The organism is Pleionea mediterranea (assembly GCF_003148745.1).
GTDB classification, from domain to species: Bacteria; Pseudomonadota; Gammaproteobacteria; order Enterobacterales; family Kangiellaceae; genus Pleionea; species Pleionea mediterranea.
The window spans coordinates 76202-100639 of sequence record NZ_QGGU01000009.1 but is presented as its reverse complement, the minus strand read 5'-3'; the positions used below and the strand labels follow the sequence as shown (position 1 = coordinate 100639).

Here is a 24438-nt window from a genome sequence, read left to right as displayed (position 1 = left end):
GACTCCCGCAGGGCGGGAGTTTTCGACCATGAAAAAATGTCTGATTATTGGCGCCAGTGGCTATACCGGCGCGCAATTAACGCAACTTATACTGCAACACCCCAATCTGAGCATAGCGGCGCTGGTGGTTTCGAACCACAGTTCGTTGCGCAACCAATTATTTGCCAGCGTATACCCACAATACGCTTATGCTTTTCCTCAAAACAATCTTATATTTCAGTCGATGGAAGATACTGGACTGACGCAAACATCGATTAATCCTAATCAGTCGTCATGCCATTGGTCCGATATCGATGTGGTGTTTTTAGCCACGCCTCACCAGGTGAGTGCTTCATTAGCGGAACAGTTTTTAAGCCATAATATTCAGGTGATTGATCTCTCTGGTGCGTTTCGTTTAACACAGGCGCATCAGTTTGCAGACTATTACGGTTTTGAACACCCGGCCAGCGCATTACTGTCGCAAGCGGTGTACGGTTTGCCGGAAATAAATCGACACTTATTAGCCGGCGCGAAACTTATTGCCGTTGCTGGCTGTTACCCCACCGCTGCGATCCTGAGCTTAATGCCATTGCTGGATCCTGCAAATGGATGGGTCGAGCAATTGACAGGCTTGCCAGTGATAAATGCCATCAGCGGTGTTAGTGGGGCTGGCCGCAAAGCATCTTTAACTTCGTCTTTTTGCGAAGTCAGCTTGCAGGCTTATGGTGTTGATGGTCATCGACATACACCCGAGATAGAGCAGGCATTAAGTCATGATGTGATTTTTACGCCACATTTGGGGGCTTTTAAGCGAGGGATCTACAGCACCGTTACCGTACCTATCAAACCAAAATCGGTTAAAGAGATAGCTACCAATAAAACCCCTGACAAAATGGAATTTACACAAGCGACTCTGGTAAACCTTTATCAGCGCTATTACGCCGACTCAGCGCTGGTGCAAATCAGTGACACAGTGCCAGCTTTATCCGATGTAGAACAAACGCCCATGGTTAAAATGTTTGTCAGACTGAATGCGGACAAAGGTTATCTGCAAATTTATACGGTGATCGATAATCTGTTAAAAGGTGCCGCGGTTAATGCGATCCAATGTTTCAATTTGTCTCATGGCTACCCGGAGACTGAAGGACTTTCACCGATTAATTCTGCCAATACAGCGATAGACGACAGCAAACAATTTCACGCCGAAAAACAAGATCCTCAACAAGCAAACTCGTACAAATCCAAAATTACGAATAACAAATCGTCAGTCTCTAAACCATCAGTTAATAAAATATCAGTGACAAGCAATGTCGCGGGAGGTGTTTAACATGAAATATTGTAATCATGGCGCCGATTATCCTGACGTAACTGTTTTTAAACTGTCCGGCAAGTTACTGCAGTCAGAGTCATTGTTGAGTGAAATTTTGCTGGTGATTAAAAGTTGGTGTCAGTCGACAGGACAACAGGCTGTTTTAGTTCACGGTGGCGGTCTTTATTGTGATCACTGGTGTAATGTTTTTCAGTTACCCAACAATAAACGCAACGGTATGCGGGTGACGGATCCGCAACAGTTGCCGGTGATCGCCGGAGCGCTTGCCGGTTATGCCCACACAAAAGTATTGTCAGCCTGCAAACAGGCCATGATTGATCCTGTGGGAATGACACCCACCACTGCCGATACCTTAAGTTGTCAGTTACATCCGGATCATACCGTGTTAGGGCGTGTGGGTAACGTTAGCGCAAATGATCCAACGCTGACGTTTCAATTATTGGCGCAAGGATTCTGGCCGGTGTTTCATTCTTTGGCGACTGATCAAAATGGCGAGTGTTTAAATGTTAACGCCGATGATATTGCTGTGGCATTGGCGGACTGTTTGTCTGCCAGCAAGTTGGTGCTGTTATCCGATACCAACGGATTGCTTGATGCCAAAGGCCAAACCATTCGGGCAATCACTGTTGATCAAATCAAGTCATTAACTGAGCAGCAATGGGTTTCAAAAGGAATGATCGCCAAACTGTTGGCGATTACTGAGCTGTTTTCGACCGAAGGAGGAAAGGTTGCACAGCGTTCATCGAATGTGTCTGAAGTGATTATAGCGTCAGGGCTATCACCGCATTTATTGAAAGACGCTTTGCAGGGCAGTGGTCAGGCAACCACCATTAAAATGATGGCCAATGTTCATCAGTGGCAGCAAGCGGAGCAAGTCGAAATAAAATCGCTGATGAATATTAAGGAGGCTCAGACATGAGAAACCTGCTGAGTGTTGAGCAATTGAATGCTAATGACATACTAACGTTATTTAATATCGCTAGTGACATCAAGGCGAGCCCACAACAATATTGCGATAGTTTAACGGGCTATCACTTTGCCTTGTTATTTGAAAAGCCCAGTCTTAGAACTCGCGCCAGTTTTGTTACCGGTATTGAGCAGTTGGGTGGAAAAGCGCACTTCTATGATTTGCAAAATAATAAGCTGGGCGTGCGAGAATCATTGCAGGATTTTTCAGCCAATTTATCGCACTGGTATCAGGGCGTTGTTGCCCGTGTCGATCAGCATCAAACATTACAAACACTTGCCGCATCAAACGAATATTCTGTGATCAATGCGTTGTGTGATTTGTATCACCCCTGCCAGGCATTGGCGGACTTTTTTACCTTATATGAAATCAATCCGGTTATGAGTGAATGGTCTGTGGCGTATTTTGGTGATGCCAATAATGTTTCGCAATCACTGATGGAGGTTGCAAAAAAACTCAATGCCAAATTTTCACTGGTGTCACCGGAATGTTCAGCAGAATCTTTTTGGGTTAAGCATCAGAGTAATAATAGCTTGAATAAGGACAGCACTCTTGTGAACGATGAATATTCGTTTCGTTACTTTAATCAGCCGGATGATTTGCAATTTGCCGATGTGGTTTACACCGATGTCTGGATTTCCATGGGACAACAAAATGCTGCAAATGAACAAGTGTATAAACCCTATCAGGTTACGCCAGCTTTAATGCAGCGATTAAACGCAAATTATTTTATGCATTGCCAGCCTGTTCATCGTGACAAAGAGGTGGTGAGCGAAGTGTGTGATGGGCATTGGTCCATCATGCAACAACAGGCTGCCAACCGAATGCCGGTTCAACAAGCCATTCTGCACTCTATTTTTAATGAGGTTTTATAATGAACACACAACAAACATTTAATACAGCGGCTTCTGGGTCTGTGACGACAAAGAGTCAGTATTCCAATAACCATACAGCGAAACAAAAAACGGCAGTTGATCATTCAAACACTAAATCCAAAAAGGTTATTAACGTAACTAAAGTAGTGCTGGCTTATTCCGGTGGGCTGGATACATCAACCATTATTCCCTGGTTAAAAGAGCATTACGATTGCGAAGTTTACGCCTTTGTTGCCGATGTTGGTCAGGGTGATCAAGAACTTGAGGGGATTGAACAAAAGGCATTGCAATCGGGTGCCGCGGGATGTGTGGTGGCGGATTTAAAGCAGGCGTTTGTGAAAGATTATATTTACCCGGCGCTAAAAACCGGAGCCGTGTACGAAGATGGTTATTTGCTTGGAACGTCTCTGGCCAGACCGATTATTGCAAAAGCGCAGGTGGAGTATGCCTTATCGATAGGTGCCGATGCCTTGTGTCATGGCTGTACCGGCAAAGGCAACGATCAAGTTCGATTTGAATCAGTTTTTGCCAGTTTGGCACCACAGCTTACAGTGATCGCGCCGTGGCGAGTCTGGTCATTAAAATCGCGAGAAGATTGTCTGGATTATCTGGCAGACAAAGGGATTGTTTGCAGTGCCAGTGCGGAAAAAATTTATTCCCGTGATGCCAATGCCTGGCATATTTCACATGAAGGGGGGGAGCTGGAACAACCCTGGAATGCGCCTTCGGAAAGTGTCTGGACCTGGACAAAAGCACTCGAGCAAACGCCCGATGACGCTGAGTTAATAACATTAACCATTAATCAGGGAGAGATTACCCATATTAACGATCAAGCTTTATCACCCTTTGAATGCTTATCGTTATTGAATGATAAAGCGGCCAGTCACGGTATTGGCCGTGTCGATATTGTGGAAAATCGATTGGTCGGCATGAAATCTCGAGGTTGTTATGAAACTCCAGGTGGAACGGTGATGCTTAATGCGATTACGGCACTGGAGCAACTGGTTTATGATCGCGATGCTTTGCATTTTCGACAACAACTGGCGCTGGAATTTGCCCAGTTGGCTTATGATGGTAAATGGTTTACCGATATGACTCAGGCCATATTGCAGGCCACGGAGCAGCTATCGAAAAAGTTGACCGGTAAAGTGGTGGTGAAATTATTTAAAGGCCATGCGTTGATAATCCAGAAACAGTCTCCTTACAGTTTGTATTCGGAAGATTTTGCAACTTTTGGCGATGATGATGTTTATGATCAATCGCACGCCGAAGGATTTATTCGATTGTTTTCATTAAGCAGCCGTATCTCTGCCATGAAGCAACAGGGAGGTTTAAAGTAAATGTGGGGCGGTCGATTTCAAACACAGGCCAGTGAACTGTTTAAATCATTTAATGATTCTTTGCCAATTGATTATCAGTTAGTTAAATACGATATTGCAGGCTCGATAGCCTGGGCAAAAGCGCTTAACTCAATCGATATTATTAATGATTTTGAACTGATCCAGTTAGCCAAAGCATTAACGGATATTGAGCAGGCGGTTGAAAATAATTTGGATTCAATTTTATCCTCGAATGCTGAAGATATTCATAGCTGGGTTGAACAGGCGTTGATCCAGAAGGTGGGGGATCTGGGCAAAAAATTACATACCGGACGAAGCCGAAATGATCAGGTACTAACAGACGTTAAGCTTTGGTGCAAACAGGCGGTAAAAAAACTGACACGACAGTTAAAACAAACCCATTTGTTATTAAATGAGAAAGCGATTGTTTTTTCTGACGTGGTAATGCCGTCTTATACTCATCTGCAACGTGCACAGCCGATAACTTTTGGGTTCTGGTTGAATGCCGCAGCACAGATGATCGCAAGGGATATTAAACGTTTACAAAGCTTGTCGGATTTAAGTGATGAATGTCCACTTGGCGCTTCGGCGATTGCGGGTACGGCGTTTCATATTGATCGCGATAAACTGGCGATTGATCTTGGCTTTGCTTCGGCCACGCAAAACGCGCTGGATACGGTTTCCGACAGAGACTTTGTTCTTGACTTGCTTTATTGCAGCAGCAATTCATTATTGCATTTATCCCGATTAGCGGAAGATTTAATCTTTTTTAATTCGCAGGAAGCGGGCTTTGTGTTGCTGGATGACTCGGTTACCTCCGGTTCATCGTTGATGCCACAAAAAAAGAATCCCGATGCACTGGAGTTAATTCGAGGAAAAAGTGCAGAAGGGTTGGCGCTATTATCACAGATGCAGATCGCAACCAAAAGTTTGCCGCTTGGGTACAATAAAGATCTGCAGCAAGACAAACAGCTTCTGTTTCAGTCGGTACAGTCCTGGCAACAATCTCTGGCTATGTTTAATCAGGTTATTGATACGCTTGCGGTGAATAAAACGGCAATGCGTGCTGCCGTCGAAAACAGTTTTGCCAATGCTACTGAGCTGGCGGATTATCTTGTCGATAAAGGCATTCCATTTCGTGATGCGCACGATCAAACCGGACGTCTGGTTATGTTGGCAGAAAAAAAGCAATATTATTTGCACCAATTAACTCTACTCGATTTTAAATCGGTGAATAACGCAATCGAAGAAGATATCTTTAACTGGCTTAAAGTTGAGCAGGCCATTAGTCGACGTCAGGTTAAAGGTGGCGTTGGCAGTCATGCTGAAATGTCCCGCTCGGCACTTGCGTTTCAAATTACCGATGCAACCTTGTCAGATATTTCGACCATTCATCAACTGGTGAACTTCTGGAGTGCTCAGGGCGAAAACTTACCCAGAAATGAAGAAGACATTGGCAATCAATTGAATCTGTTTAAAGTGGTAAAAAATGAACTCGGTGAAATAGTTGCTTGCGGCAGTTTGTACATATACGATGAGCAGCTGGTTGAAATACGTTCGCTCGGTGTAAAGCCAGAGTATCACGGTCAAGGACTGGGCAAACGCCTGGTATTTGCGCTGATCGCCGCGGCAAGGTTGCTGTCGCTTAAAACCGTGTTTGTGTTAACCCGACAACCAAAGTTCTTCAGCGCCTGTGACTTTGAATATTCATCCATCGAAACCTTGCCAAAGAAGATACTGAAAGATTGTCAGTTTTGCCCACGTAAAGCCTCCTGTGATGAAATAGCCATGGTTTATGATATAGGTTAAGCAAAACTTATTAATTCATATTGTTAAGTAACACGGACGTTGTTTCTCTTTTATGGGATAAATGGTTGATTGATGTGATAGATGGTTAATGGTTGTTCAGTAACGAACTGCTCAGTAATCCTTTATCCAGTAGCTTTATATAAAGTAATTATTTATCCAGTGACAGCCTATCGAATAATTGTCTTATCTATTTTGCGTAGATATATTTCTACACGTTAAATAATTTATCGCAGAAGCATGCGACCTGTATCAATCTTTTTTTAGTTGCGATCAATATAATACTTGCTGGTTTCCGTTATACTGTGATTATGAATCAGCTAAAATGTAGTGTTGTCATTTTTGGAGTTTTCGCCTTATTGGCGTGCTCGGCTAAAAAAGAGACGGTAAATACTCAAACTTCTTCCAATCACCCAACAGTGGCTAACCAAAGTGATGCTGTTAGTGACGTGGCTTGTGATGGCACTTGCCAGAGTTATTTTGACACTTCAAATAAAACTGAAGCAAAGGTTCATTCAAATAACATTTCAACAACAACGGTTGTTCAAAACAATGATGCTTCTGATCAGAAAGACACTGATCCAAAAAACAATGCTCCAAAAGACACTGAAGCCGAGACAATACAAAACACTGGTCCATCCGAAAAAAAGCTTCAAGACAAACAGATTTCAAATAAAGTTTCAACAGCGAATAAAATAAAACAGGGACTGGCGTTAGGTGTTAAAGAAACGGCAAAGTGGATTGATTCGTTTTTTGCTGATCCCGAGTACCCCAATGAAAAAGTGGATGTACAATTTGATTTGCGTCAAGAATTTACCAAGCTTGAGTCAGATCCCTGGGATCTTAAAACTCGATTCAGTGGCCGAGTTAAGCTGCCGAATGCCGAGCGAGCAATAAGTTTAACTTTTGATGGTAACGATCGGGAAGAGGACTCTCAGGGCAGTTCCAATTTAAATGATTCGGTACAAAAGTCCAATGATCAGCCAAGCCTGGGGATTGAATATCTGGAGCAGGTAAGGCCTGGTTTTTCCAAACGTTTTAAAGTGGGTTATCGCTTTGGTCGCTCATCGGCCTATGTGGGAGGTCGTATCCGGCAAAGTATGCTGCTGGGAAAAGGTTGGCAATTTCGTTTATCGGAACGGGTGCGTTGGTATCATCAGTTTGGTTGGGAAAACAGGGCGATCTTCGATTTTGATCGATTGTTACCGAAAGATGCGTTGTTCCAGCAACGACTGCTAATGCTTTGGCAACAGGATGAAAAAGACACCCGGGGTATACAACTGAATTTGCGCAGTGCCTTAATCTATCCGATATCGGATCATTCGGCCTGGCGAGTTATCTGGTCTTCCGATTACGATACGCAACCAAATCAGCGTTGGACGGCGTCTCAGTTAGGTGTGGGGTATCGAATGAAACTCTGGCAAGACTGGGTTTTTGTTGAACTTCGCCCATTTACCCGATGGGAGGAAGAGCACAACTGGCAACCCAAGTACGGCATTAATCTGACCTTTGATTTTATCATTGAGCGCTAGTTAGCTATCTGAAGCTTTTTGATAGGCATTAATTACTGGTCAAACCGACGAATAATATTCTAGACTTAACAAGTACACTTTATTCAGGAATATTATTATTTACCGCTCAATATTTTACACAGCATGCTTATTAGCTAACTTTGCGGCGGCAGAGCCACAGTCATCCATTGATGATTTACAGCAATTAAGTTTTGAAGAACTGTTGGAAGTAACGGTTGCTTCAAGAGACAGCCAGTCTTTGTATCGCGCCCCTGCCAATGTCACCGTGTTTACACGTGACGACATCCTTAATTATGGATTTACCAGTGTGCAGCAATTGCTTAATTTTGTGCCTGGCTTTTCGGCCACTCGAGACATTGAGCAGGGCACTGCCGATCGCATTTCTGTTCGCGGACGCAGTACGGCGCTTTCCGAGTCGGTATTATTCTTATTAGATGGTCAGCGGCTAAATGATCTCTACACCGGTGGAATTTCCCTGTTAAACCGACAATTGGCATTGCAGAATATTGAGCAAATTGAAGTGATCCGTGGTCCGGGATCCGCATTGTATGGCTCGAATGCTTTTTTGGGGGTAGTGAATATGATCTCCCGAAAAAGTGGCCATGAAGTTTCTGCAACTCTGGGAACCTTTGGTCATAATTCTATCAGCTGGTTTAACAGTGGCTTGTTTGAAAACGCCGATGAATGGAGCATTTATTTAAGTCGTTTTGAAGAAGATGGCGATCAGTATTTGATAACCGATGGTTTTGGTATTGAACGCTCGACTCAGGATCCGATAGAAGGTATTGATTTTTACAGTAGCGTTAGCCTTGATTACTTTAATTTCACAGCACGATATACCGAGCGTCAACTGAAAGATTTTTTAACTTTTGGCAATCACGGTGAAAATAATGAAAATATGCAGCAATGGTCTGTTGCGGCAAATTATCAACAGCGAATGAGCGATGACTGGAAATTTAATTACCGATTATCGTTGTCCAGAGATAAGTGGAACACTCGAGCAACGCTAATACCACAAGGCATAGAGTTAGAGCCTGGTGTTGCTTTGGATGAAGACTTTTATGGCGGGCCTTTGTTAGAAACGGAAGCGGCCAGTTTTCTAATGGATCATTCGTTATTTTTAAACGACAAACAGACGTTATTGCTTGGACTGAATATTCGTGAAAGCCGAGTGCGTGACGTTGCTAATGTCACCACGCATAATCCTATCACGCTGGAATATTTTGGTGGTTTGCAAGCAAACCGCGATGCGCTCAACTTTAGTGATAGAGCATCGCGCAGTGTCGTAAGCGTCTACTTTCAGCATCAATGGGACTTAGCTCAGCAGTGGCAATTAACTTCCGGGTTACGACTCGATGATTACAGTGACTTTGGTAGTTCGAGTAATCCTAGGTTGGCGTTGGTATGGCAGCCGGATCAACATTCCAGTTTGAAGTTTTTGTACGCATCGGCATTTCGTGCGCCTAATTTTCTGGAATTGTACGATAAAAATAATCCGGTTGATTTTGGTAACCGACAGCTCGATGCTGAAACGGTTAATACTTCGGAAATAAGCTGGTTATCACAACAAGGTGATTGGCGCTACGAACTCAATGTGTTCTATAACGAGTTTAAGGATCTCATTGTATTGGGCCCCCCCGTTTCTGATCCGGATAATCCATTATTGGCGCCAACGTTTATCAATGGGGGCGAGGCCAGAACATCGGGAATTGAAGGCGCTGTTGGTTATCAATCATATCTGGGCAGCGTGCAATTCAGCTGGAGCCACTTATTTGACAGTTTGAATGCTGATATTGCCGATACACAGTGGTCCTTAACTTACTTGAAGAAATGGCAAAATTATTCCTGGTCATTCAACGGCTATACCGTTAGCGATGTAGACTCGCAAAACCGTAGCGACAGACGAATAGTGCTTGGGAGCAAATTAAAATATCAATACAATGACTCTGCCAGTTATTATCTGTTAGTGAAAAATTTACTGGATAACAGCTACCAAACACCTTCGAGTGTGTTGCCAATGGGTGTAGCAAACCGGGGCCGACAATGGATCCTCGGTGGTCAGTGGCGTTGGTAGCTAAGCCGCTTCCTATTGTTATATATACCCTTGCTCAGCCAGTGATGTAATATCAAAGTCACCGACAATTAAATGATCCAGTACCCTTACCTCCACCAGCTGTAACGCCTGCTTCAGTGTGCGGGTTATGTCGATATCCGCACGGCTCGGTTCCGATACGCCCGACGGGTGATTGTGTGCCAAAATAATCGCGGCAGCGTTATGGAACAATGCGCGCTGCACGACGACTCTTGGATGCACCGATGCTGAGCTGATAGAGCCGTGAAACAGCGTTTCGTACTGAATAACTCTATGTCGATTATCCATAAACAGACAACCAAACTGCTCATTGGGACTGTCTCTAAGCAGTGCTTTTAAATATTGCCGAGTCTGCTCTGGCGATTCCAGTGCGTCACCACGTTGGATGGTTTGCTCAAGGTAGCGCCTGGCCATTTCGAGTGCCGCCTGAATCTGGACGTATTTGGCGGTGCCTAATCCTTTATTTTGGCAAATTTGCTGTTGCGACTGGTTTAAAAGTTGACGCAGGCCGCCGCTGTTTGCAATCAGCTCTCTGGAAAGTTCTATGGCATTTTTACCTTTGATACCGGTACGCAGAAAAATAGCCAGTAATTCTGCATCTGACAGACTGGCAGCGCCTTTGGTCAGGAGCTTTTCTCGAGGCCGCTCGTTAAGTGGCCAACTGATGATGGACATTATAGGGTTCCATTTTGCAAATATAATCCAGCGGCAAAGATAATTAATCCGACAGCAATTGTCTTGCAGATATTGTCGGGGGATCTTGTCGGAAATAGTTGATTTATTCTGCAGACTCGGCTGGTTAAGTTAGTGGTTATTCGCTAACATAGTCATAATTAAAGCAAAATCAGTAAGACTAATGGCCTGTAGCCCTTCTGGAATAGTAACCCTTCTGGAATAAGGGCACAGGCATGTACCGCGGAATAGTTGGGTATAATTAGGTAATGAAAAATATTCTTTTGGGGATCACTGGCGGCATTGCAGCTTATAAAAGCGTCGAACTTTGCCGCCGACTGCGCGATGTAGGGTATCAGGTTCGGGTTGTTATGACTGCATCGGCAACAGAATTTGTCACGCCACTGACCTTTCAGGCGGTTTCCGGGTTTCCTGTGCATCGAGATATATTTGATGAAGCCGCCGAAGCGGCCATGGGTCATATAGAACTGGCTCGCTGGGCGGATCGCATCTTAATTGCACCAACCACCGCTGACTTTATTGCAAAACTGGCTCATGGTCTTGCCGATGACTTATTGTCCACCATTTGCCTTGCGTCACAGGCATCCATTTCAATTGCGCCAGCAATGAACCAGCAAATGTGGCAAGCCGAAGCAACACAAGCAAATTTACAGCAACTTATCCAACGGAAAGTACAGATAATTGGTCCTGGAGTGGGTGATCAGGCTTGTGGCGAGCAAGGGCCGGGGCGGATGCTGGAGCCGTTGGCCATTATTGATGAGTTACTGCAACCGGTCAGTCAGGCATTAGCGGGACAACACTGGTTAATTACCGCAGGGCCAACTCGAGAAGCCATTGATCCCGTACGCTTTTTGTCCAACAACAGTTCAGGCAAAATGGGCTATGCCATTGCCAAAGCGGCGCAAAGAATGGGCGCAAAAGTCACTCTGGTTAGCGGACCTGTGAGCATTGATGTACCAGCCGGTGTTAGTCGGGTGGCTGTGGTTACTGCAGAGCAAATGGAGCAAGCTGTAATGCAGCAAGTTTCCGATGCCGATGTGTTTGTCGCTTGTGCCGCTGTTGCTGATTACAAGCCTGCGGCTATTGCCGAGCAAAAAATTAAAAAGAATGCGAAAACCATGGAAATAAAGCTGATTAAGAATCCGGATATTCTGCAGCAGGTTGGCGCATTAAAAAATAAACCCCTATGCATAGGTTTTGCGGCCGAAACAGAAAATGTTGAATATTACGCCAAAGATAAGTTGCAGCGTAAAAACCTTGATATGATTTGCGCGAATAACGTGGCTAAAAAAGACATCGGTTTTGATTCAGAAGAAAATGAACTAGTACTTTATTGTAAAAATGGAGACTCAGTGGCATTGGATCAAAATGCAAAATACACCATTGCTTCGGATCTGGTTTCAGAAATAAAGAATAGGTTTTTTTAATAATATCGTCACTTTGATGAAATATTAAAGTTAGTAATAGAGTTTTAGTAAACGTTTTGGTTTTAGGACTTATAGGGATTAATCGTGAAAAGAAAAGCAAACGTCCAGTCAAAAAAAGCAAGCGAAAGTAAAGCGGAAAAACCGGCAAAAGGCAAAAAGGTAAGCCCTGCATCGGGCAGTGCCAAGTCAATTATTAAAATTGGTTCACCTTATCTGATTTTTTCTTTGTTGATCATTTGTCTTGTTGCTATTTTGCAATACTACTTGGTTGTCGCAGGACCCAGTGCACAAAAGAATAAAATGTTTATCGACACCGCTTTACGAAGTTATGTTGATTCCATTTTGGTCAAGCTCGACACCTCTCAGGATTTTATAAAGGAATTTGCAAAAAACAGACAGCTAATTACTGCGGTGATAGATAAAGACCAGTCGGTGATCCAATCGTTTGAACAGCAAATTTCAAATCAAATGCCATATTCACTTGGGGTTAAAATTATATTTCCCGATGTGCTAAAGCAAGACTTAACAGCAAAGCCGCCTATTACCAATGCGGTGCTTGATTCTGTTAGAAGCTTGGCGAAGAACAAAACCTTTCATCCGGAAGTGATATCACCTGGTAAGCCTGAGCAGTTTGTGGCGGTAATGGCGCCCATCAAAAATGGTGATCAGGTCATTGGTATTGTTTTTTTAGGTTTGGATACAAAACTGATTCAAGACACCATTCAACGAATTCATAAAACCCCCGGTTATGTTGAAATCTGGCAGACTTTTTATCAGCAACACCAATTAATTGTTACTGAAGGCAATCAAGCCTATAAACAGGGCGAGCCTTTTGCCATTGGTACCAGTGATAACTCTAACTGGCAGGTGGCTTTCTGGCCGAAAAACTTATCGGAGTTTTCCGGGCAGTCTGAACTTCTGTTCTTTATGGGAGGTGTACTGTTTATTTTGCTGGTTTCAGCGGGTGTAAACTTTTTTGGTCTTCGTGTGATCCAGCATGAAGTGAAAGCCGATACAGGCGACTTGGCGAAAAACTTTCTGGATTCCGGTGAAAACTTAAAAGGTATTACATCGAGTTTCCGTATTGATTACTTCCGTGATCTGATTGTTACTCTTGTTCGAAATGATATGCGCGTTGTTCATGCGAGTGCTTCTACGGCACCGGCCAAACCTGCAACGTCAGGAACATCGGATGAACATCAGCCCAAACCGAAAAAATCCATTACTTCAGCACTGAGTAGCGATTCTGGTTTAGAGGTACAAGAGGTCTCTGATGGGACGGAGATTGATGTGCCGAAAAGTATTTTCCGGGCCTACGATATTCGCGGCATTGTTGATAATCAGCTGACGCCCGATGTTGTGCGTGAAATAGGTAAGGCTATTGGTAGTGAAGCCTTTGATCGCGGTGAGCAAAAAGTTGTTGTTGCCAGAGATGGTCGTTTATCAGGCCCTACGTTACTTGAAGCGTTAAAAGAAGGCTTGATGGCCTCTGGCCGTGATGTCATTGATATTGGTGAAGTCCCGACACCGGTGCTTTATTTTGCTACCAACTACCTCGATACACGCAGTGGTGTTATGTTAACTGGCAGTCATAACCCGGCAAATTATAACGGATTAAAAGTCGTCATTGCCGGTGAAACCCTGTCGCAAAATGGTATACAAAAATTATATCAGCGCATTACCAAAGGTGACTTTGTTAGCGGTAAAGGCTCGGAAGATTCGCGCAATCTTACGCCGGATTACTTAGGGCAAATTACTGCAGATGTTGCATTGGCGCAGCCTCTGAAAGTGGCTGTTGATTGTGGTAACGGTGTCGCCGGAAATATTGCACCACGACTATTACAGGGCCTGGGTTGCGATGTTATCGGTTTATATTGTGATGTGGATGGCAACTTCCCAAATCATCACCCTGATCCAAGCAAACCGGATAATTTGAAAGATTTGATCAATATGGTGAAAAGTGAAAAAGCCGATATTGGTCTCGCATTTGATGGCGATGGTGACAGGCTCGGTGTGGTTGCTTCTGATGGCAGTATTATCTGGCCAGACAGACAAATGATGCTGTACGCAATTGATGTGCTGTCACGAAATCCGGGTGCTGATATTATTTTTGATGTGAAATGTACCCGTCATCTACCCAAGGTTATTTCGTCTCACGGTGGTCGACCGATCATGTGGAAAACCGGCCACTCTCTGGTTAAGGCGAAAATGAAAGAGACCGGTGCATTATTGGCAGGGGAGTGTAGCGGTCATATCTTCTTTAAAGAGCGTTGGTATGGCTTTGACGATGCGCTCTATACCGCCGCCCGGTTACTGGAAATTCTTGCGGGTGATGTTCGTTCTTCTGCTGAAGTATTCGCAGCATTACCCAACAGTGAAGCAACGCCAGAATTGAATGTCACCATTTCGGACACCCGCAAGTTTGATTTTGTTGAGAAACTTGCTAAAAACGGTACCTTTGCCAACGGTCGAATTAATACCACCGATGGTATACGGGTTGATTTTGATGATGGCTGGGGACTGGTTCGAGCGTCTAATACAACGCCGTGTTTGGTGATTCGGTTTGAAGCGGATACCCAAGAAAGTTTAAATCGCATTCAGGATCTGTTCCGGGAACAAATCCTGGCTGTGGACAGCTCATTACAAGTACCGTTTTAACGATTGCTAAGGGAGAAAAATAACAATGCCTGCAATTAAAAAAAGTGGCTCGCGCCGACAGGAAATTTTAGAGTGTCTGGCGCACATGTTGGAAACGGAACTGGGCGCTCGTATCACAACTGCAAGGCTGGCGAAAGAAGTTGGCGTTTCTGAAGCTGCGCTATATCGCCATTTTCCCAGTAAAGCAAAAATGTTTGAAGGGTTATTGGAATTTGTCGAAGACAGCGTTTTTTCACGAATAACTCTAATCAGTAAAGAAAAAAAATCCTCGGTCGACAGCATTCAGTTAATCATTAATTTGCTGCTGGGGTTTGCACAAAAAAATCCCGGTATTTGCCGTTTACTAATGGGCGATGCTCTGATTGGTGAGCAGGAACGTTTGCGCGAACGTGTGGTGCAATTTTTTGATCGCATCGAAACCCAAATAAAACAAATTATTCGGGACGCACGTATCGAGCAGCGTCGTGATCATCTGGATTCGGCCATTATTGCCAATGCCATCATGGCAACAGCGGAAGGCAAAATACAACAGTTTGTTCGCAGTGGGTTTAAGCGGATGCCAACAGAAAACTGGAATGAGCAGTGGCGTTATCTCGCCAACAGTGTTTAATGCCACACGCTTCTTTATCTGAGTTCTCGCCAATTAAAACGGTACGTCTCATCCGCGCACAACATTAGGTTGTGCGCCCATTCTAGTGATTTTTTGCTCAGACCTGTTGATTGGTCGAACGGCTCCTATGATTAAGTATTCGCCATACCTTTGTTGAATTGTTATCGAGAGGTTGCATTATCGATGTCAGGCAGTAGCGGAGTAGTTGCTGAACCTATATCAACTCGGTATTGTGATCCTATTGATGTTACTAAAAGCTAACTCAAACATGCTGCACTTGATGCTACAGGGTTAAACTTCGACTCAAAATGCTCATTTACTGCTTGTAAATTGTACTTTGTTGTCAAAATTTGCCTGTCTCAGCTTCGTTCGTTATTTTTGAGGTGGCTTCTAAATTAGCAGGACTTGTTGCCTCGGTGATTTACCTTATCCCTCTGTTATTAGTGCTTTTTATCATCCTGTTTCCGGGATGGTGGGTAAAGCACACGCTTAAAAAGTATTCCATAGAGTACGATGAGTTGCCGGGTACCGGTGGTGAGCTGGCAAAACATCTGATTGAACGATTGCAATTGCCGGTCAGTTTAGAGCAAACCGATCAGGGCGATCATTATGATCCTCAGGATAAAACCGTTCGCTTAACAGAGTCTTTTTATAATGGTCGTTCTTTGAGTGCTGTTGCGGTGGCCGCGCATGAAGTGGGGCATGCGATTCAGGATCACTCCAAATACAAGTTATTGCGCCTACGCACCCAGCTGGTAAAGGTGGCGCAACATTCCGAAAAAGTTGGCAGTTTGATGTATCTGTTGTTACCCCTGATGACGGTGTTATCCCGCTCCCCGGTTGCCAGCGGTGGTATGCTGCTTCTGGCGGTTGGTGCCATGTCGTTTTCTGTGCTGGTGCATCTGGTAACACTGCCGGTGGAGTGGGATGCAAGTTTTAAACGGGCACTACCCTTGTTGGAGCAGGGCGAGTATTTGACCGCTCCAGAGTTAAAAGTCGCAAAAAAAATACTGCTTGCGGCAGCGTTAACTTATGTCGCCGGAGCCTTGATGAGTTTGGTTAATGTTTGGCGCTGGATCCGCATTTTACGAATGCGTTAATCGACTGTCGCGCCAATACAGAAATTTTGACTTTGATTTTCAGATAATGAGGTAAATCGAAGATTATCTAGATGGTTGTTATTTGATCGCTACCACTGTTATTTAGGCAGGATTATTTTGGGTTTGGCCGGGTTGCGACGAAATAACGTCAGGTTGTGGCCAACGCGCTGAATTTTAATCGCGCCAGACTTCTGACAAATTCGATCGATCATTTGATCACGCTCTTCACGTTCTTCAGCTCGAACTTTTATCTTAATCAACTCATGCGTATTTAATGCGACATCCAGTTCTTCCAGCAGGTTTTCTGTGACGCCATTTGCGCCAACCAGAACCACTGGTTTAAGACTGTGCGCCTGACTGCGCAAAAAACGGACTTGAGAGGTGCTTAATTTCATTCATTTTTCTCCAGAGTTTGCCTGAATCGTCACAATTGAGGCGGATATATTCTACCTGAAATTCTAGATACGATATAATCTAATTTCAGGTTTACTGGTTTGGCTGCGGCCAAACGATAGATTAGCGGTAGAATGCATGGGAAAAACCAAAAGCAGTCGGGGTTGGTTAAGAGAACATTTTGACGATCCTTACGTAAAAAAGGCGCAGTTTGAAGGCCGTCGCTCGCGAGCGCTGTTTAAGCTTGAGGAAATGGATAACAAGGATAAGTTATTCAAACGAGGTGCAACCGTGGTTGATCTGGGCGCGGCACCGGGTGGCTGGTCTGAATTAGCCATTGAGAAAGTCGGCGATAAAGGAAAAGTTTTCGCTTTGGACATATTACCAATGGATGCTATTGCTGGTGTGCAGTTTATTCAGGGCGACTTTAGAGAGGAGTCAGTACTTACTCAGCTTCTAAATGAGATGGGAGAACATAAGGCAGACCTTGTTTTATCTGATATGGCCCCCAATATAAGCGGCATGAGTGCTGTGGATCAGCCACGTGCCATGTATCTGGTTGAACTGGCACTGGATTTGGCGCGTCAGGTGTTGAACAAAGGTGGCTCGCTGTTGGTCAAAATATTCCAGGGCGAAGGGTTTGACCAGTATCTGGCTGAGGTCCGAACAGCGTTTTCCAGCGTTAAAGTAAGAAAGCCGGACGCTTCTCGCGCAAGATCCCGAGAAGTGTATATTCTGGCGAAAGGATTTAAAGGGTAGCACTGCACCTTTTATGTCGCAAAGTGTTACCATTGGCGGTTTGACAGTATTACTCAGTCAGTAATAATGCCAACCTAACCCGTATTTAAAAAAGAGGTCGTTAGCTTGAACGATATGGCGAAAAATTTGTTGCTGTGGGCCATTGTAGCAGTGGTTCTTATTTCCCTGTTCAATAAATTTGGTCCGAATCAGGGGCAACAGGAAAATTACACGTACAGCGCATTACTGAAAGATATTGATGCCGGTCGCGTTGACACCATCACCATTCAAGGGCTTGAAGCCCGGGCAAAAGGTGGTGTTGATCCGGTTCGCAAGGCTATTTTGCCACCGGCGAACTCGGCCTATGAAAAGTTGCTTGAAAAGGCTGAACAAAACAATGTTGAGGTAACCAGCTTAAAGCCAGACGATGGCAGCGGTTTCTGGACAGCGGTTCTCTATTTACTGCCAACAGCTTTAATTATAGGTATCTGGATATTTATGCTGCGGCAAATGCAAGGCGGTGGCGGTAAAGGCGCCATGTCATTTGGCAAAAGCAAAGCCCGCTTGATGGGTGAAGATCAAATCAAAACCACTTTTGCCGATGTTGCTGGTGTGGAAGAAGCAAAAGAAGAAGTCGAAGAATTGGTGGACTTTTTGCGCGATCCAGGCAAGTTTCAGCGTCTTGGCGGCAAAATTCCCCGTGGTGTGTTGATGGTAGGGCCTCCCGGAACCGGTAAAACCTTGTTGGCAAAAGCCATTGCCGGTGAAGCCAAAGTGCCGTTTTTCACTATTTCCGGTTCTGACTTTGTTGAAATGTTTGTTGGTGTTGGTGCCTCCCGTGTTCGTGACATGTTTGAACAGGCGAAAAAGCACGCGCCTTGCATCATTTTTATCGATGAGATCGACGCAGTCGGTCGTCACCGTGGCGCAGGACTTGGCGGTGGCCATGATGAGCGAGAACAAACCTTGAATCAGCTTCTGGTTGAAATGGACGGTTTTGAAGGTGGTGAAGGCGTCATTGTTATTGCTGCAACCAACCGACCGGATGTGCTGGATCCCGCGTTATTACGTCCTGGCCGATTTGATCGTCAGGTGATTGTTGGCTTACCGGACATTCGTGGGCGTGAGCAAATTTTAAAAGTACACATGCGTAAAGTGCCGTTGGCTGATGATGTTGATGCATCGGTGATTGCCCGTGGTACACCTGGATTTTCAGGCGCTGATTTAGCCAATCTGGTGAACGAAGCGGCTTTATTTGCCGCCAGAGCGAATCGCCGTACTGTGTCTATGGCCGAGTTTGATAAGGCGAAAGATAAAATTATGATGGGCGCAGAGCGTAAGTCCATGGTGATGAGCGAAGAAGAAAAGCTGAATACGGCCTATCACGAAGCCGGCCATGCCATTGTTGGTCGTCTGGTACCAAAACATGATCCAGTTTATAAAGTCAGTATCATGCCACGCGGACGGGCGCTGGGTGTCACCATGTATTTGCCAGAAGAAGACAAATACAGTCAGAGTAAAGAGCAGCTGGAAAGTATGCTGAGTTCGCTCTACGGTGGCCGAATTGCCGAAGAATTGATTAACGGCAAAGAAGGGGTGACTACAGGCGCTTCAAACGATATTCAGCGAGCTACCGAGATTGCCCGTAGCATGGTAACCCACTATGGTTTATCTGATTTAGGGCCAATGAACTTCTCGGAAGATGAAGGTGAGGTATTTCTGGGTCGCTCGGTAACGCAGCATAAAAACGTCTCGGATCAGACCGCAACAGACATCGATAAAGAAGTGAAATCCATTATCGATCGTAACTATCGCCGGGCTGAACAAATACTTAAGGAAAACCGCGATAAACTCGAAATGATGGCAAAAGCATTGATGAAATACGAAACCATCGATGCGAAGCAAATCGATGACATCATGAACGGTAAAGATCCTCGTCCACCTGCGGGTTGGGATGATGGCAATGGTCCGTCGGATAATGACAAGCCTTCGGGTACAGCGCCTTCGAGCGATTCATCTTCGAAGCCGCTTGGCGATCCGGCCAGTGAACATTAGTCATTGCCGTTAAACTCAGTATCATCGAAGGGGCGGTAACGCCCCTTTTTACATAACAAGCTAATAAATTAAATTGAAATAATAACTTTAGTATTATTTCCGGTATCCAGTCTTATGCATTCGCTTTATCAATCTGACAGACCTCTGGTGATGGGCATTCTTAATGCTACCCCGGACTCGTTTTCTGATGGCGGTCAATTTAATTCGTTGCAGCGGGCCACCGAGCAGGCCAAACGGATGATTGAAGCCGGTGTCGATATTATTGATATAGGCGGCGAATCAACTCGTCCCGGAGCCGGCGCTGTATCCCTTCAGCAGGAACTGGATCGGGTCATTCCGCTGATTAGCGCGATAAAGCACTTTGGTAAACCCATTTCGATTGATACCAGTAAAGCGGAAGTGATGTCGGAAGCGGTTGCTGCCGGTGCAACCATGATCAATGATGTACGAGCATTGCAGGAGCCCGGGGCGTTAACGGCTGCGGTTTCAGCGCAGGTGCCGGTATGTTTGATGCATATGCAGGGGCAACCTCGTACCATGCAACAGACACCCCATTATGAGCAGGTAACCTCGGACGTGATATCCTTTCTGCAACAACGCATAGACGCGTGTTGCGAAGCCGGTATGGAACGAACATTGATCTCGGTTGATCCCGGTTTTGGCTTTGGCAAGTCACTGGCACATAATATCACCTTGCTGCGGGAGCTTGAGCAACTGAAGGAACTGTCACTTCCTGTACTTGTTGGCATGTCAAGAAAGTCGATGATTGGTGAGATAACCGGGAAGCCAGTAGAGCAGAGGTTGGCAGGCAGTTTGGCTGCAGTAATGATAGCTGCAGCAAAGCAGGCTAATATTATACGGGTGCACGATGTTGCAGAAACGGTTGATGCGATTAAAGTGTTTCACGCGGTTTTTAAACATTTACAATGACTCTTGTATGGCAATCAATCACGATGATTGTTTTTTACACGAATATTATTTAACAAGAGTCTGAATTAACAAGAATCTGAATTAACAAGAATATAGGTACACTCAATGAGCGAACGGAAATATTTTGGCACCGATGGTGTGCGCGGCACAGTTGGTGAGTACCCAATTACCGCCGATTTTGCCCTGAAACTTGGCTGGGCAGTGGGTAAGGTCTTGGGCAATGAGCATGGAGGCAAAGTACTGATAGGCAAGGATACCCGGATATCCGGGTATATGTTTGAATCCGCGCTCGAAGCCGGACTCATTGCCGCCGGCGTCGATGTATTACAGCTTGGGCCAATGCCAACCCCTGGCATCGCTTATTTAACTCGAACCTTTCGTGCTGACGCTGGCATTGTCATATCGGCTTCCCATAACCCGTTTAACGACAATGGCATAAAATTCTTTTCGAAAGATGGCTTTAAACTGCCGGACTCTGTGGAACTTGAAATAGAAGCGATGCTTGATCAACCGATGCAAACCGTTAGCTCCGCTGAGCTGGGTAAAGCTAGACGGGTTGAAGATGCCCGTGGGCGTTACATTGAATTTTGTAAAGCGTCCATCGCATCGTCGTTTGATTTTTCAAACCTCAAAGTAGTACTTGATTGCGCTCATGGGGCAACCTATCACATTGCGCCAGAAGTTTTTTCCGAACTAGGCGCTGAAGTAGTGACCATTGGCGATAAGCCAAATGGCCTGAATATAAACGAGGGGTGTGGGGCCACCAATACCAGTAAGTTGGCAGAAACGGTTCTGGCCGAAAAAGCCAACATTGGTATAGCGTTTGATGGTGACGGTGACCGTGTAATGATGGTGGATGAAAAAGGCGAGCAGGTGGACGGTGATCAATTGCTGTTTATTATTGCCCGTGACGCCAAGAAACGCGGCTTACTTGATGGTGGTGGCATTGTTGGAACCCTGATGACCAATCTGGGGATGGAGAAAGCTCTGGAAAAATTGGAAATACCCTTTGTGCGGGCAAAAGTGGGTGATCGCTATGTAATGGAACAGTTAAGTAAAAATAACTGGTTATACGGCGGTGAATCGTCTGGCCATATTATTTGTCTTAACGTCACCACAACCGGTGACGGTGTTGTTGCCGCACTGCAGGTCTTATCGGTTATGGCACGACTGGGATTGTCATTGCATGAACTAAAGTCTGGCATGACCAAGTTTCCTCAGAACATGATTAACGTTCGTCTGCCGTCAAAAAACAGTAAGCCTCTCGATAATGACGTTGTTAAAGCAGAAGTTAAAGAAGTCGAGCAACAGTTGGCCGATAAAGGCCGTGTGTTATTGCGCGCTTCAGGTACCGAGCCTTTGATCCGTGTAATGGTTGAAGGTGAAGACGCCGCATTGGTAAAACAATGTTCGCAGCATTTGGCCGAAGTGGTCAAAAATAACTGCTAATTTGTCTTGTCACTCTTTGGTTCTAAAGCGGTTGGTGGTTCATTGCACTGACCGCATCCTCATCTAGAGCGTGTTTATCTTTCGTTCTTTGAGATGCAGGCGTTTATTTTATGGCACAACAAGACAGAGGGAGTGATGAATAGTTATTCTCGACTTTGTCTCCTGAGTCGTTCTCCCTCCTACGTCCTGTAGTCGTATTTGAATGACCGATAACGCGGTTGTGCCATAAAAATAACCCCTGCCCGATGGGTTGAGGCTAAAACTAAGCCATTCTTTGTTGAGAATTTCTTATTTAGAATAACTAAACCTCAAAATTCACGCCGCGACTGGCTTAGTTTTAGCTCTCAACATCTCAAAGAACGAAAGATAAACACGCTCTAGTCTGTTTCAAGCACTTTGCTTTTCTCTGTATTGCATATTGCGTTATGGCGCTTTGCAGCATAAAAAAATACGCTAATTACCTAGTGAAAACGGCATCTTTGTGATTTACTTATTATTAAGTGAGTCTGATTTGGCCGGTTAGTCCAAGCCGTAAAATTTGTCATTTAACCGGCATCATAAACATGCTAATTGAAAGCTAGTTACTAAGTTAGCTATTGAAAGAAAATCACTCGCTGCATAACAAATCGAAACCTGACATTGAATCAGTGCTGCTCATAGGAGTTTTTATGCTTAAATCCGTTACCACTCGTGATTACATGACATCGGCATCCATAACGTTAAAACCGGAACTTGATATTCTAGAAGCAGCCGAAACCTTGCTTGAATACAATTTAACGGGCGCCCCTGTCGTTGATGAACATCGAGAGGTGATTGGGTTTTTGTCAGAAAAAGACTGTCTGCATGTGGTTTTGAGTGCTATTTATAACGGCGATCTGGGTGATCGCGTGATGGACAGAATGAGCAATACCGTAATGTCGGTTCATCCCGATGACAGTATTGCCGATGTCGCAGAGAAGTTTTTAAAATGTGCCTGTCGCGTCTTTCCAGTGATTGAAAAAAATGTGCTGGTGGGCATGATTTCCCGTGCTAATGTTCTGCAGGCAATGGAAAAGATCGGCGTAAACTGGAATTAGCAGATTATTTATCGGTCGTATGACCTTAATTGCACAGGTGACCTTTATTACACAGGTAATGTAAACCATTAAAAAGCCCCGCAATTGCGGGGCTTTTTAATGGTGTTTAACAAAGACTCAATAATTTAATGCTGCTGAGAAATATTAATTTCCGGTTGGTTGTGCGCGGCTTCTCGTCGCATTTTTTCCTTACGCTTCTCACAAGGTTCATCGCAATCGCATACTTTTTTTATACCTAATGTGGACATGCCGCCGCAGCTGCCGGTAATTGTTTTTCGCTGAATGATATAGCCAATGGCCATGATGGCCACCACAATTAACATGGTAAAAAAGGTAATAAGAAAAACAGTGGTCATTAAATTTCCTGTTACTGGGTTGCTGATTTTAAGTAAGGCTTAAAGGCATCATTATAATACTCTTTAAAGCCATCGTCAGATTTGATTATCATAAAAACCGGTAAGTTATGCTGCTGGGCAAAGTCTTTTCCGGCTTTTTCGCCTAATACCATTAGTGTAGTCGCCATGGCATCTGCGGTCATGGTAGACGGATGAAGTACCGTGATAGACGCCAGTTTATGCTCGATAGGGTAGCCGCTAATGGGATTTATGGTATGGGAATAACGTTTACCGTCTTTTTCAAAAAAATTGCGATAATCCCCGGATGTTGCCACGGCCATATCAATTGGTGTAATGACTTTTTGCACTGAACGGCTGCCAGGGTCGGGAGATTCTATGGCAACTGTCCAGGGCTTATTATGAGCGTTGTTGCCATTTACTCTAAGTTCACCGCCAATTTCTACCAGATAGTTTTGAATGCCGTATTGCTGTTCCAGAATAGCAATCAGTTCGTCCACAGCGTAGCCTTTGGCTATGGCTGACAAGTTTATCTGCAGCAAATCGTTGCCTTTGACAATGCAGCCCTGCTCTTGTCTTACCTGTGTGTCGGTAAAGTTTATCATCGCCTGACGCTCTTTAATCAGTTCATCTGCCGGAACTTGATTGTTGATTTGTTTTTTATCAAAGCCCCAGAGTTCTATTAAAGGTCCAAGACCGGGATCAAACGCACCGTCACTTAATTGATGAATGCGTAGGGCTTCTGAAACAACTGCCAAAGTATCCTGACTTACCTTAAAACAGCGACGGCCTACGGAGCGATTAAGAGTCGTTAAATCAGAGTCATCTATATAAGTAGAGAGGTTTTGATTCAATTGCTCCAGTCGCTGTTCCACTTGAGCTGACAATCCGTCAACGGACTGGCTCTCCGGTTTAAATTGCAAGGTGTAATAGGTGCCCATTGTCTGGCCATTAATTTTTACGTATTCCTGCTGTTGGCAGGCGGTAAGAAATACACTGAATAGTAATAGATAAATAATGTAGCTGGTGCGCATG

20 protein-coding genes are annotated in these 24438 nt (G+C 44.7%); 16 read left to right on the top strand and 4 right to left on the bottom strand.

What is annotated here, in order from left to right; genetic code table 11:
* Positions 1 to 28 precede the first annotated feature (28 nt).
* From argC to C8D97_RS12890, 7 genes are all read left to right on the top strand, one after another.
* Positions 29 to 1306, top strand: coding sequence for an N-acetyl-gamma-glutamyl-phosphate reductase (gene argC / locus C8D97_RS12920; protein WP_109764205.1), 1278 nt, complete (start codon positions 29 to 31; stop codon positions 1304 to 1306).
* 1 nt (position 1307) lies between these two features.
* On the top strand, positions 1308 to 2228 hold the full coding sequence (gene argB / locus C8D97_RS12915; protein ID WP_170115248.1) for an acetylglutamate kinase: 921 nt from the start codon (positions 1308 to 1310) through the stop codon (positions 2226 to 2228).
* On the top strand, positions 2225 to 3151 hold the full coding sequence (locus C8D97_RS12910) for a Rossmann-fold NAD(P)-binding domain-containing protein (RefSeq protein ID WP_109764203.1): 927 nt from the start codon (positions 2225 to 2227) through the stop codon (positions 3149 to 3151). The genes argB and C8D97_RS12910 overlap by 4 nt, the downstream gene beginning before the upstream one ends.
* On the top strand, positions 3151 to 4491 hold the full coding sequence (locus C8D97_RS12905) for an argininosuccinate synthase (protein WP_109764202.1): 1341 nt from the start codon (positions 3151 to 3153) through the stop codon (positions 4489 to 4491). Before C8D97_RS12910 ends, C8D97_RS12905 begins: the two co-directional genes overlap by 1 nt.
* Positions 4492 to 6300 carry an argininosuccinate lyase gene (argH, locus tag C8D97_RS12900; protein ID WP_109764201.1) on the top strand — a complete coding sequence of 603 codons (1809 nt, stop codon included), beginning with the start codon at positions 4492 to 4494 and terminating at the stop codon, positions 6298 to 6300.
* A 356-nt stretch (positions 6301 to 6656) separates the two neighbouring features.
* A complete protein-coding gene (locus tag C8D97_RS12895; RefSeq protein WP_146196146.1) occupies positions 6657 to 7829 on the top strand; it encodes a hypothetical protein in 1173 nt (390 codons plus the stop codon).
* Between the two features lie 202 nt (positions 7830 to 8031).
* Positions 8032 to 9903: a TonB-dependent receptor plug domain-containing protein gene (locus tag C8D97_RS12890; RefSeq protein ID WP_109764199.1), complete on the top strand. Its 1872-nt coding sequence runs from the start codon at positions 8032 to 8034 to the stop codon at positions 9901 to 9903.
* Between the two features lie 18 nt (positions 9904 to 9921).
* On the opposite strand, the gene radC is transcribed toward C8D97_RS12890, so the two are convergent.
* A complete protein-coding gene (radC, locus tag C8D97_RS12885) occupies positions 9922 to 10596 on the bottom strand; it encodes a RadC family protein (RefSeq protein WP_109764198.1) in 675 nt (224 codons plus the stop codon).
* A 266-nt stretch (positions 10597 to 10862) separates the two neighbouring features.
* On the opposite strand from radC, the gene coaBC reads away from it, so the two are divergent.
* From coaBC to C8D97_RS12865, 4 genes are all read left to right on the top strand, one after another.
* Entirely contained in the window at positions 10863 to 12041 is a 1179-nt protein-coding gene (coaBC, locus tag C8D97_RS12880) for a bifunctional phosphopantothenoylcysteine decarboxylase/phosphopantothenate--cysteine ligase CoaBC (RefSeq protein WP_109764197.1), read from the top strand.
* A gap of 84 nt (positions 12042 to 12125) precedes the next feature.
* Entirely contained in the window at positions 12126 to 14699 is a 2574-nt protein-coding gene (locus C8D97_RS18520) for a phosphomannomutase/phosphoglucomutase (protein WP_280951685.1), read from the top strand.
* A 25-nt stretch (positions 14700 to 14724) separates the two neighbouring features.
* Positions 14725 to 15309 (top strand): nucleoid occlusion factor SlmA, encoded by a 585-nt coding sequence (gene slmA, locus C8D97_RS12870; RefSeq protein WP_109764196.1) that lies wholly within the window; start codon positions 14725 to 14727, stop codon positions 15307 to 15309.
* 383 nt (positions 15310 to 15692) lie between these two features.
* Positions 15693 to 16409, top strand: coding sequence for a zinc metallopeptidase (locus C8D97_RS12865; protein WP_245411448.1), 717 nt, complete (start codon positions 15693 to 15695; stop codon positions 16407 to 16409).
* Between the two features lie 98 nt (positions 16410 to 16507).
* Here C8D97_RS12865 and yhbY read toward each other — a convergent pair whose 3' ends face one another.
* Positions 16508 to 16804, bottom strand: coding sequence for a ribosome assembly RNA-binding protein YhbY (yhbY, locus tag C8D97_RS12860; RefSeq protein ID WP_109764194.1), 297 nt, complete (start codon positions 16802 to 16804; stop codon positions 16508 to 16510).
* Between the two features lie 136 nt (positions 16805 to 16940).
* On the opposite strand from yhbY, the gene rlmE reads away from it, so the two are divergent.
* From rlmE to C8D97_RS12835, 5 genes are all read left to right on the top strand, one after another.
* Positions 16941 to 17561 (top strand): 23S rRNA (uridine(2552)-2'-O)-methyltransferase RlmE, encoded by a 621-nt coding sequence (gene rlmE / locus C8D97_RS12855; protein WP_109764193.1) that lies wholly within the window; start codon positions 16941 to 16943, stop codon positions 17559 to 17561.
* 114 nt (positions 17562 to 17675) lie between these two features.
* Complete coding sequence (gene ftsH, locus C8D97_RS12850) at positions 17676 to 19595, top strand: ATP-dependent zinc metalloprotease FtsH (protein ID WP_210204941.1); 1920 nt, start codon at positions 17676 to 17678, stop codon at positions 19593 to 19595.
* A gap of 114 nt (positions 19596 to 19709) precedes the next feature.
* Positions 19710 to 20525: a dihydropteroate synthase gene (gene folP / locus C8D97_RS12845; protein ID WP_109764191.1), complete on the top strand. Its 816-nt coding sequence runs from the start codon at positions 19710 to 19712 to the stop codon at positions 20523 to 20525.
* Positions 20526 to 20630: 105 nt separating this feature from the next.
* Positions 20631 to 21974 (top strand): phosphoglucosamine mutase, encoded by a 1344-nt coding sequence (glmM, locus tag C8D97_RS12840; protein WP_109764190.1) that lies wholly within the window; start codon positions 20631 to 20633, stop codon positions 21972 to 21974.
* A 668-nt stretch (positions 21975 to 22642) separates the two neighbouring features.
* Positions 22643 to 23050 carry a CBS domain-containing protein gene (locus C8D97_RS12835; RefSeq protein WP_109764189.1) on the top strand — a complete coding sequence of 136 codons (408 nt, stop codon included), beginning with the start codon at positions 22643 to 22645 and terminating at the stop codon, positions 23048 to 23050.
* Between the two features lie 125 nt (positions 23051 to 23175).
* Here C8D97_RS12835 and nqrM read toward each other — a convergent pair whose 3' ends face one another.
* Positions 23176 to 23406, bottom strand: coding sequence for a (Na+)-NQR maturation NqrM (nqrM, locus tag C8D97_RS12830; protein WP_109764188.1), 231 nt, complete (start codon positions 23404 to 23406; stop codon positions 23176 to 23178).
* A gap of 11 nt (positions 23407 to 23417) precedes the next feature.
* Complete coding sequence (locus C8D97_RS12825) at positions 23418 to 24437, bottom strand: FAD:protein FMN transferase (RefSeq protein WP_109764187.1); 1020 nt, start codon at positions 24435 to 24437, stop codon at positions 23418 to 23420.
* Between the last annotated feature and the right edge of the window lies 1 nt (position 24438).

What these genes read in the sequence shown, in the direction of transcription:
- argC (WP_109764205.1), top strand. Translation starts at nt 29, where the DNA reads ATGAAAAAATGTCTGATTATTGGCGCCAGTGGCTATACCGGCGCGCAA.
- argB (WP_170115248.1), top strand. Translation starts at nt 1,308, where the DNA reads ATGAAATATTGTAATCATGGCGCCGATTATCCTGACGTAACTGTTTTT.
- C8D97_RS12910 (WP_109764203.1), top strand. Translation starts at nt 2,225, where the DNA reads ATGAGAAACCTGCTGAGTGTTGAGCAATTGAATGCTAATGACATACTA.
- C8D97_RS12905 (WP_109764202.1), top strand. Translation starts at nt 3,151, where the DNA reads ATGAACACACAACAAACATTTAATACAGCGGCTTCTGGGTCTGTGACG.
- argH (WP_109764201.1), top strand. Translation starts at nt 4,492, where the DNA reads ATGTGGGGCGGTCGATTTCAAACACAGGCCAGTGAACTGTTTAAATCA.
- radC (WP_109764198.1), bottom strand. Translation starts at nt 10,596, where the DNA reads ATGTCCATCATCAGTTGGCCACTTAACGAGCGGCCTCGAGAAAAGCTC.
- coaBC (WP_109764197.1), top strand. Translation starts at nt 10,863, where the DNA reads ATGAAAAATATTCTTTTGGGGATCACTGGCGGCATTGCAGCTTATAAA.
- slmA (WP_109764196.1), top strand. Translation starts at nt 14,725, where the DNA reads ATGCCTGCAATTAAAAAAAGTGGCTCGCGCCGACAGGAAATTTTAGAG.
- yhbY (WP_109764194.1), bottom strand. Translation starts at nt 16,804, where the DNA reads ATGAAATTAAGCACCTCTCAAGTCCGTTTTTTGCGCAGTCAGGCGCAC.
- rlmE (WP_109764193.1), top strand. Translation starts at nt 16,941, where the DNA reads ATGGGAAAAACCAAAAGCAGTCGGGGTTGGTTAAGAGAACATTTTGAC.
- ftsH (WP_210204941.1), top strand. Translation starts at nt 17,676, where the DNA reads ATGGCGAAAAATTTGTTGCTGTGGGCCATTGTAGCAGTGGTTCTTATT.
- folP (WP_109764191.1), top strand. Translation starts at nt 19,710, where the DNA reads ATGCATTCGCTTTATCAATCTGACAGACCTCTGGTGATGGGCATTCTT.
- glmM (WP_109764190.1), top strand. Translation starts at nt 20,631, where the DNA reads ATGAGCGAACGGAAATATTTTGGCACCGATGGTGTGCGCGGCACAGTT.
- C8D97_RS12835 (WP_109764189.1), top strand. Translation starts at nt 22,643, where the DNA reads ATGCTTAAATCCGTTACCACTCGTGATTACATGACATCGGCATCCATA.
- nqrM (WP_109764188.1), bottom strand. Translation starts at nt 23,406, where the DNA reads ATGACCACTGTTTTTCTTATTACCTTTTTTACCATGTTAATTGTGGTG.
- C8D97_RS12825 (WP_109764187.1), bottom strand. Translation starts at nt 24,437, where the DNA reads ATGCGCACCAGCTACATTATTTATCTATTACTATTCAGTGTATTTCTT.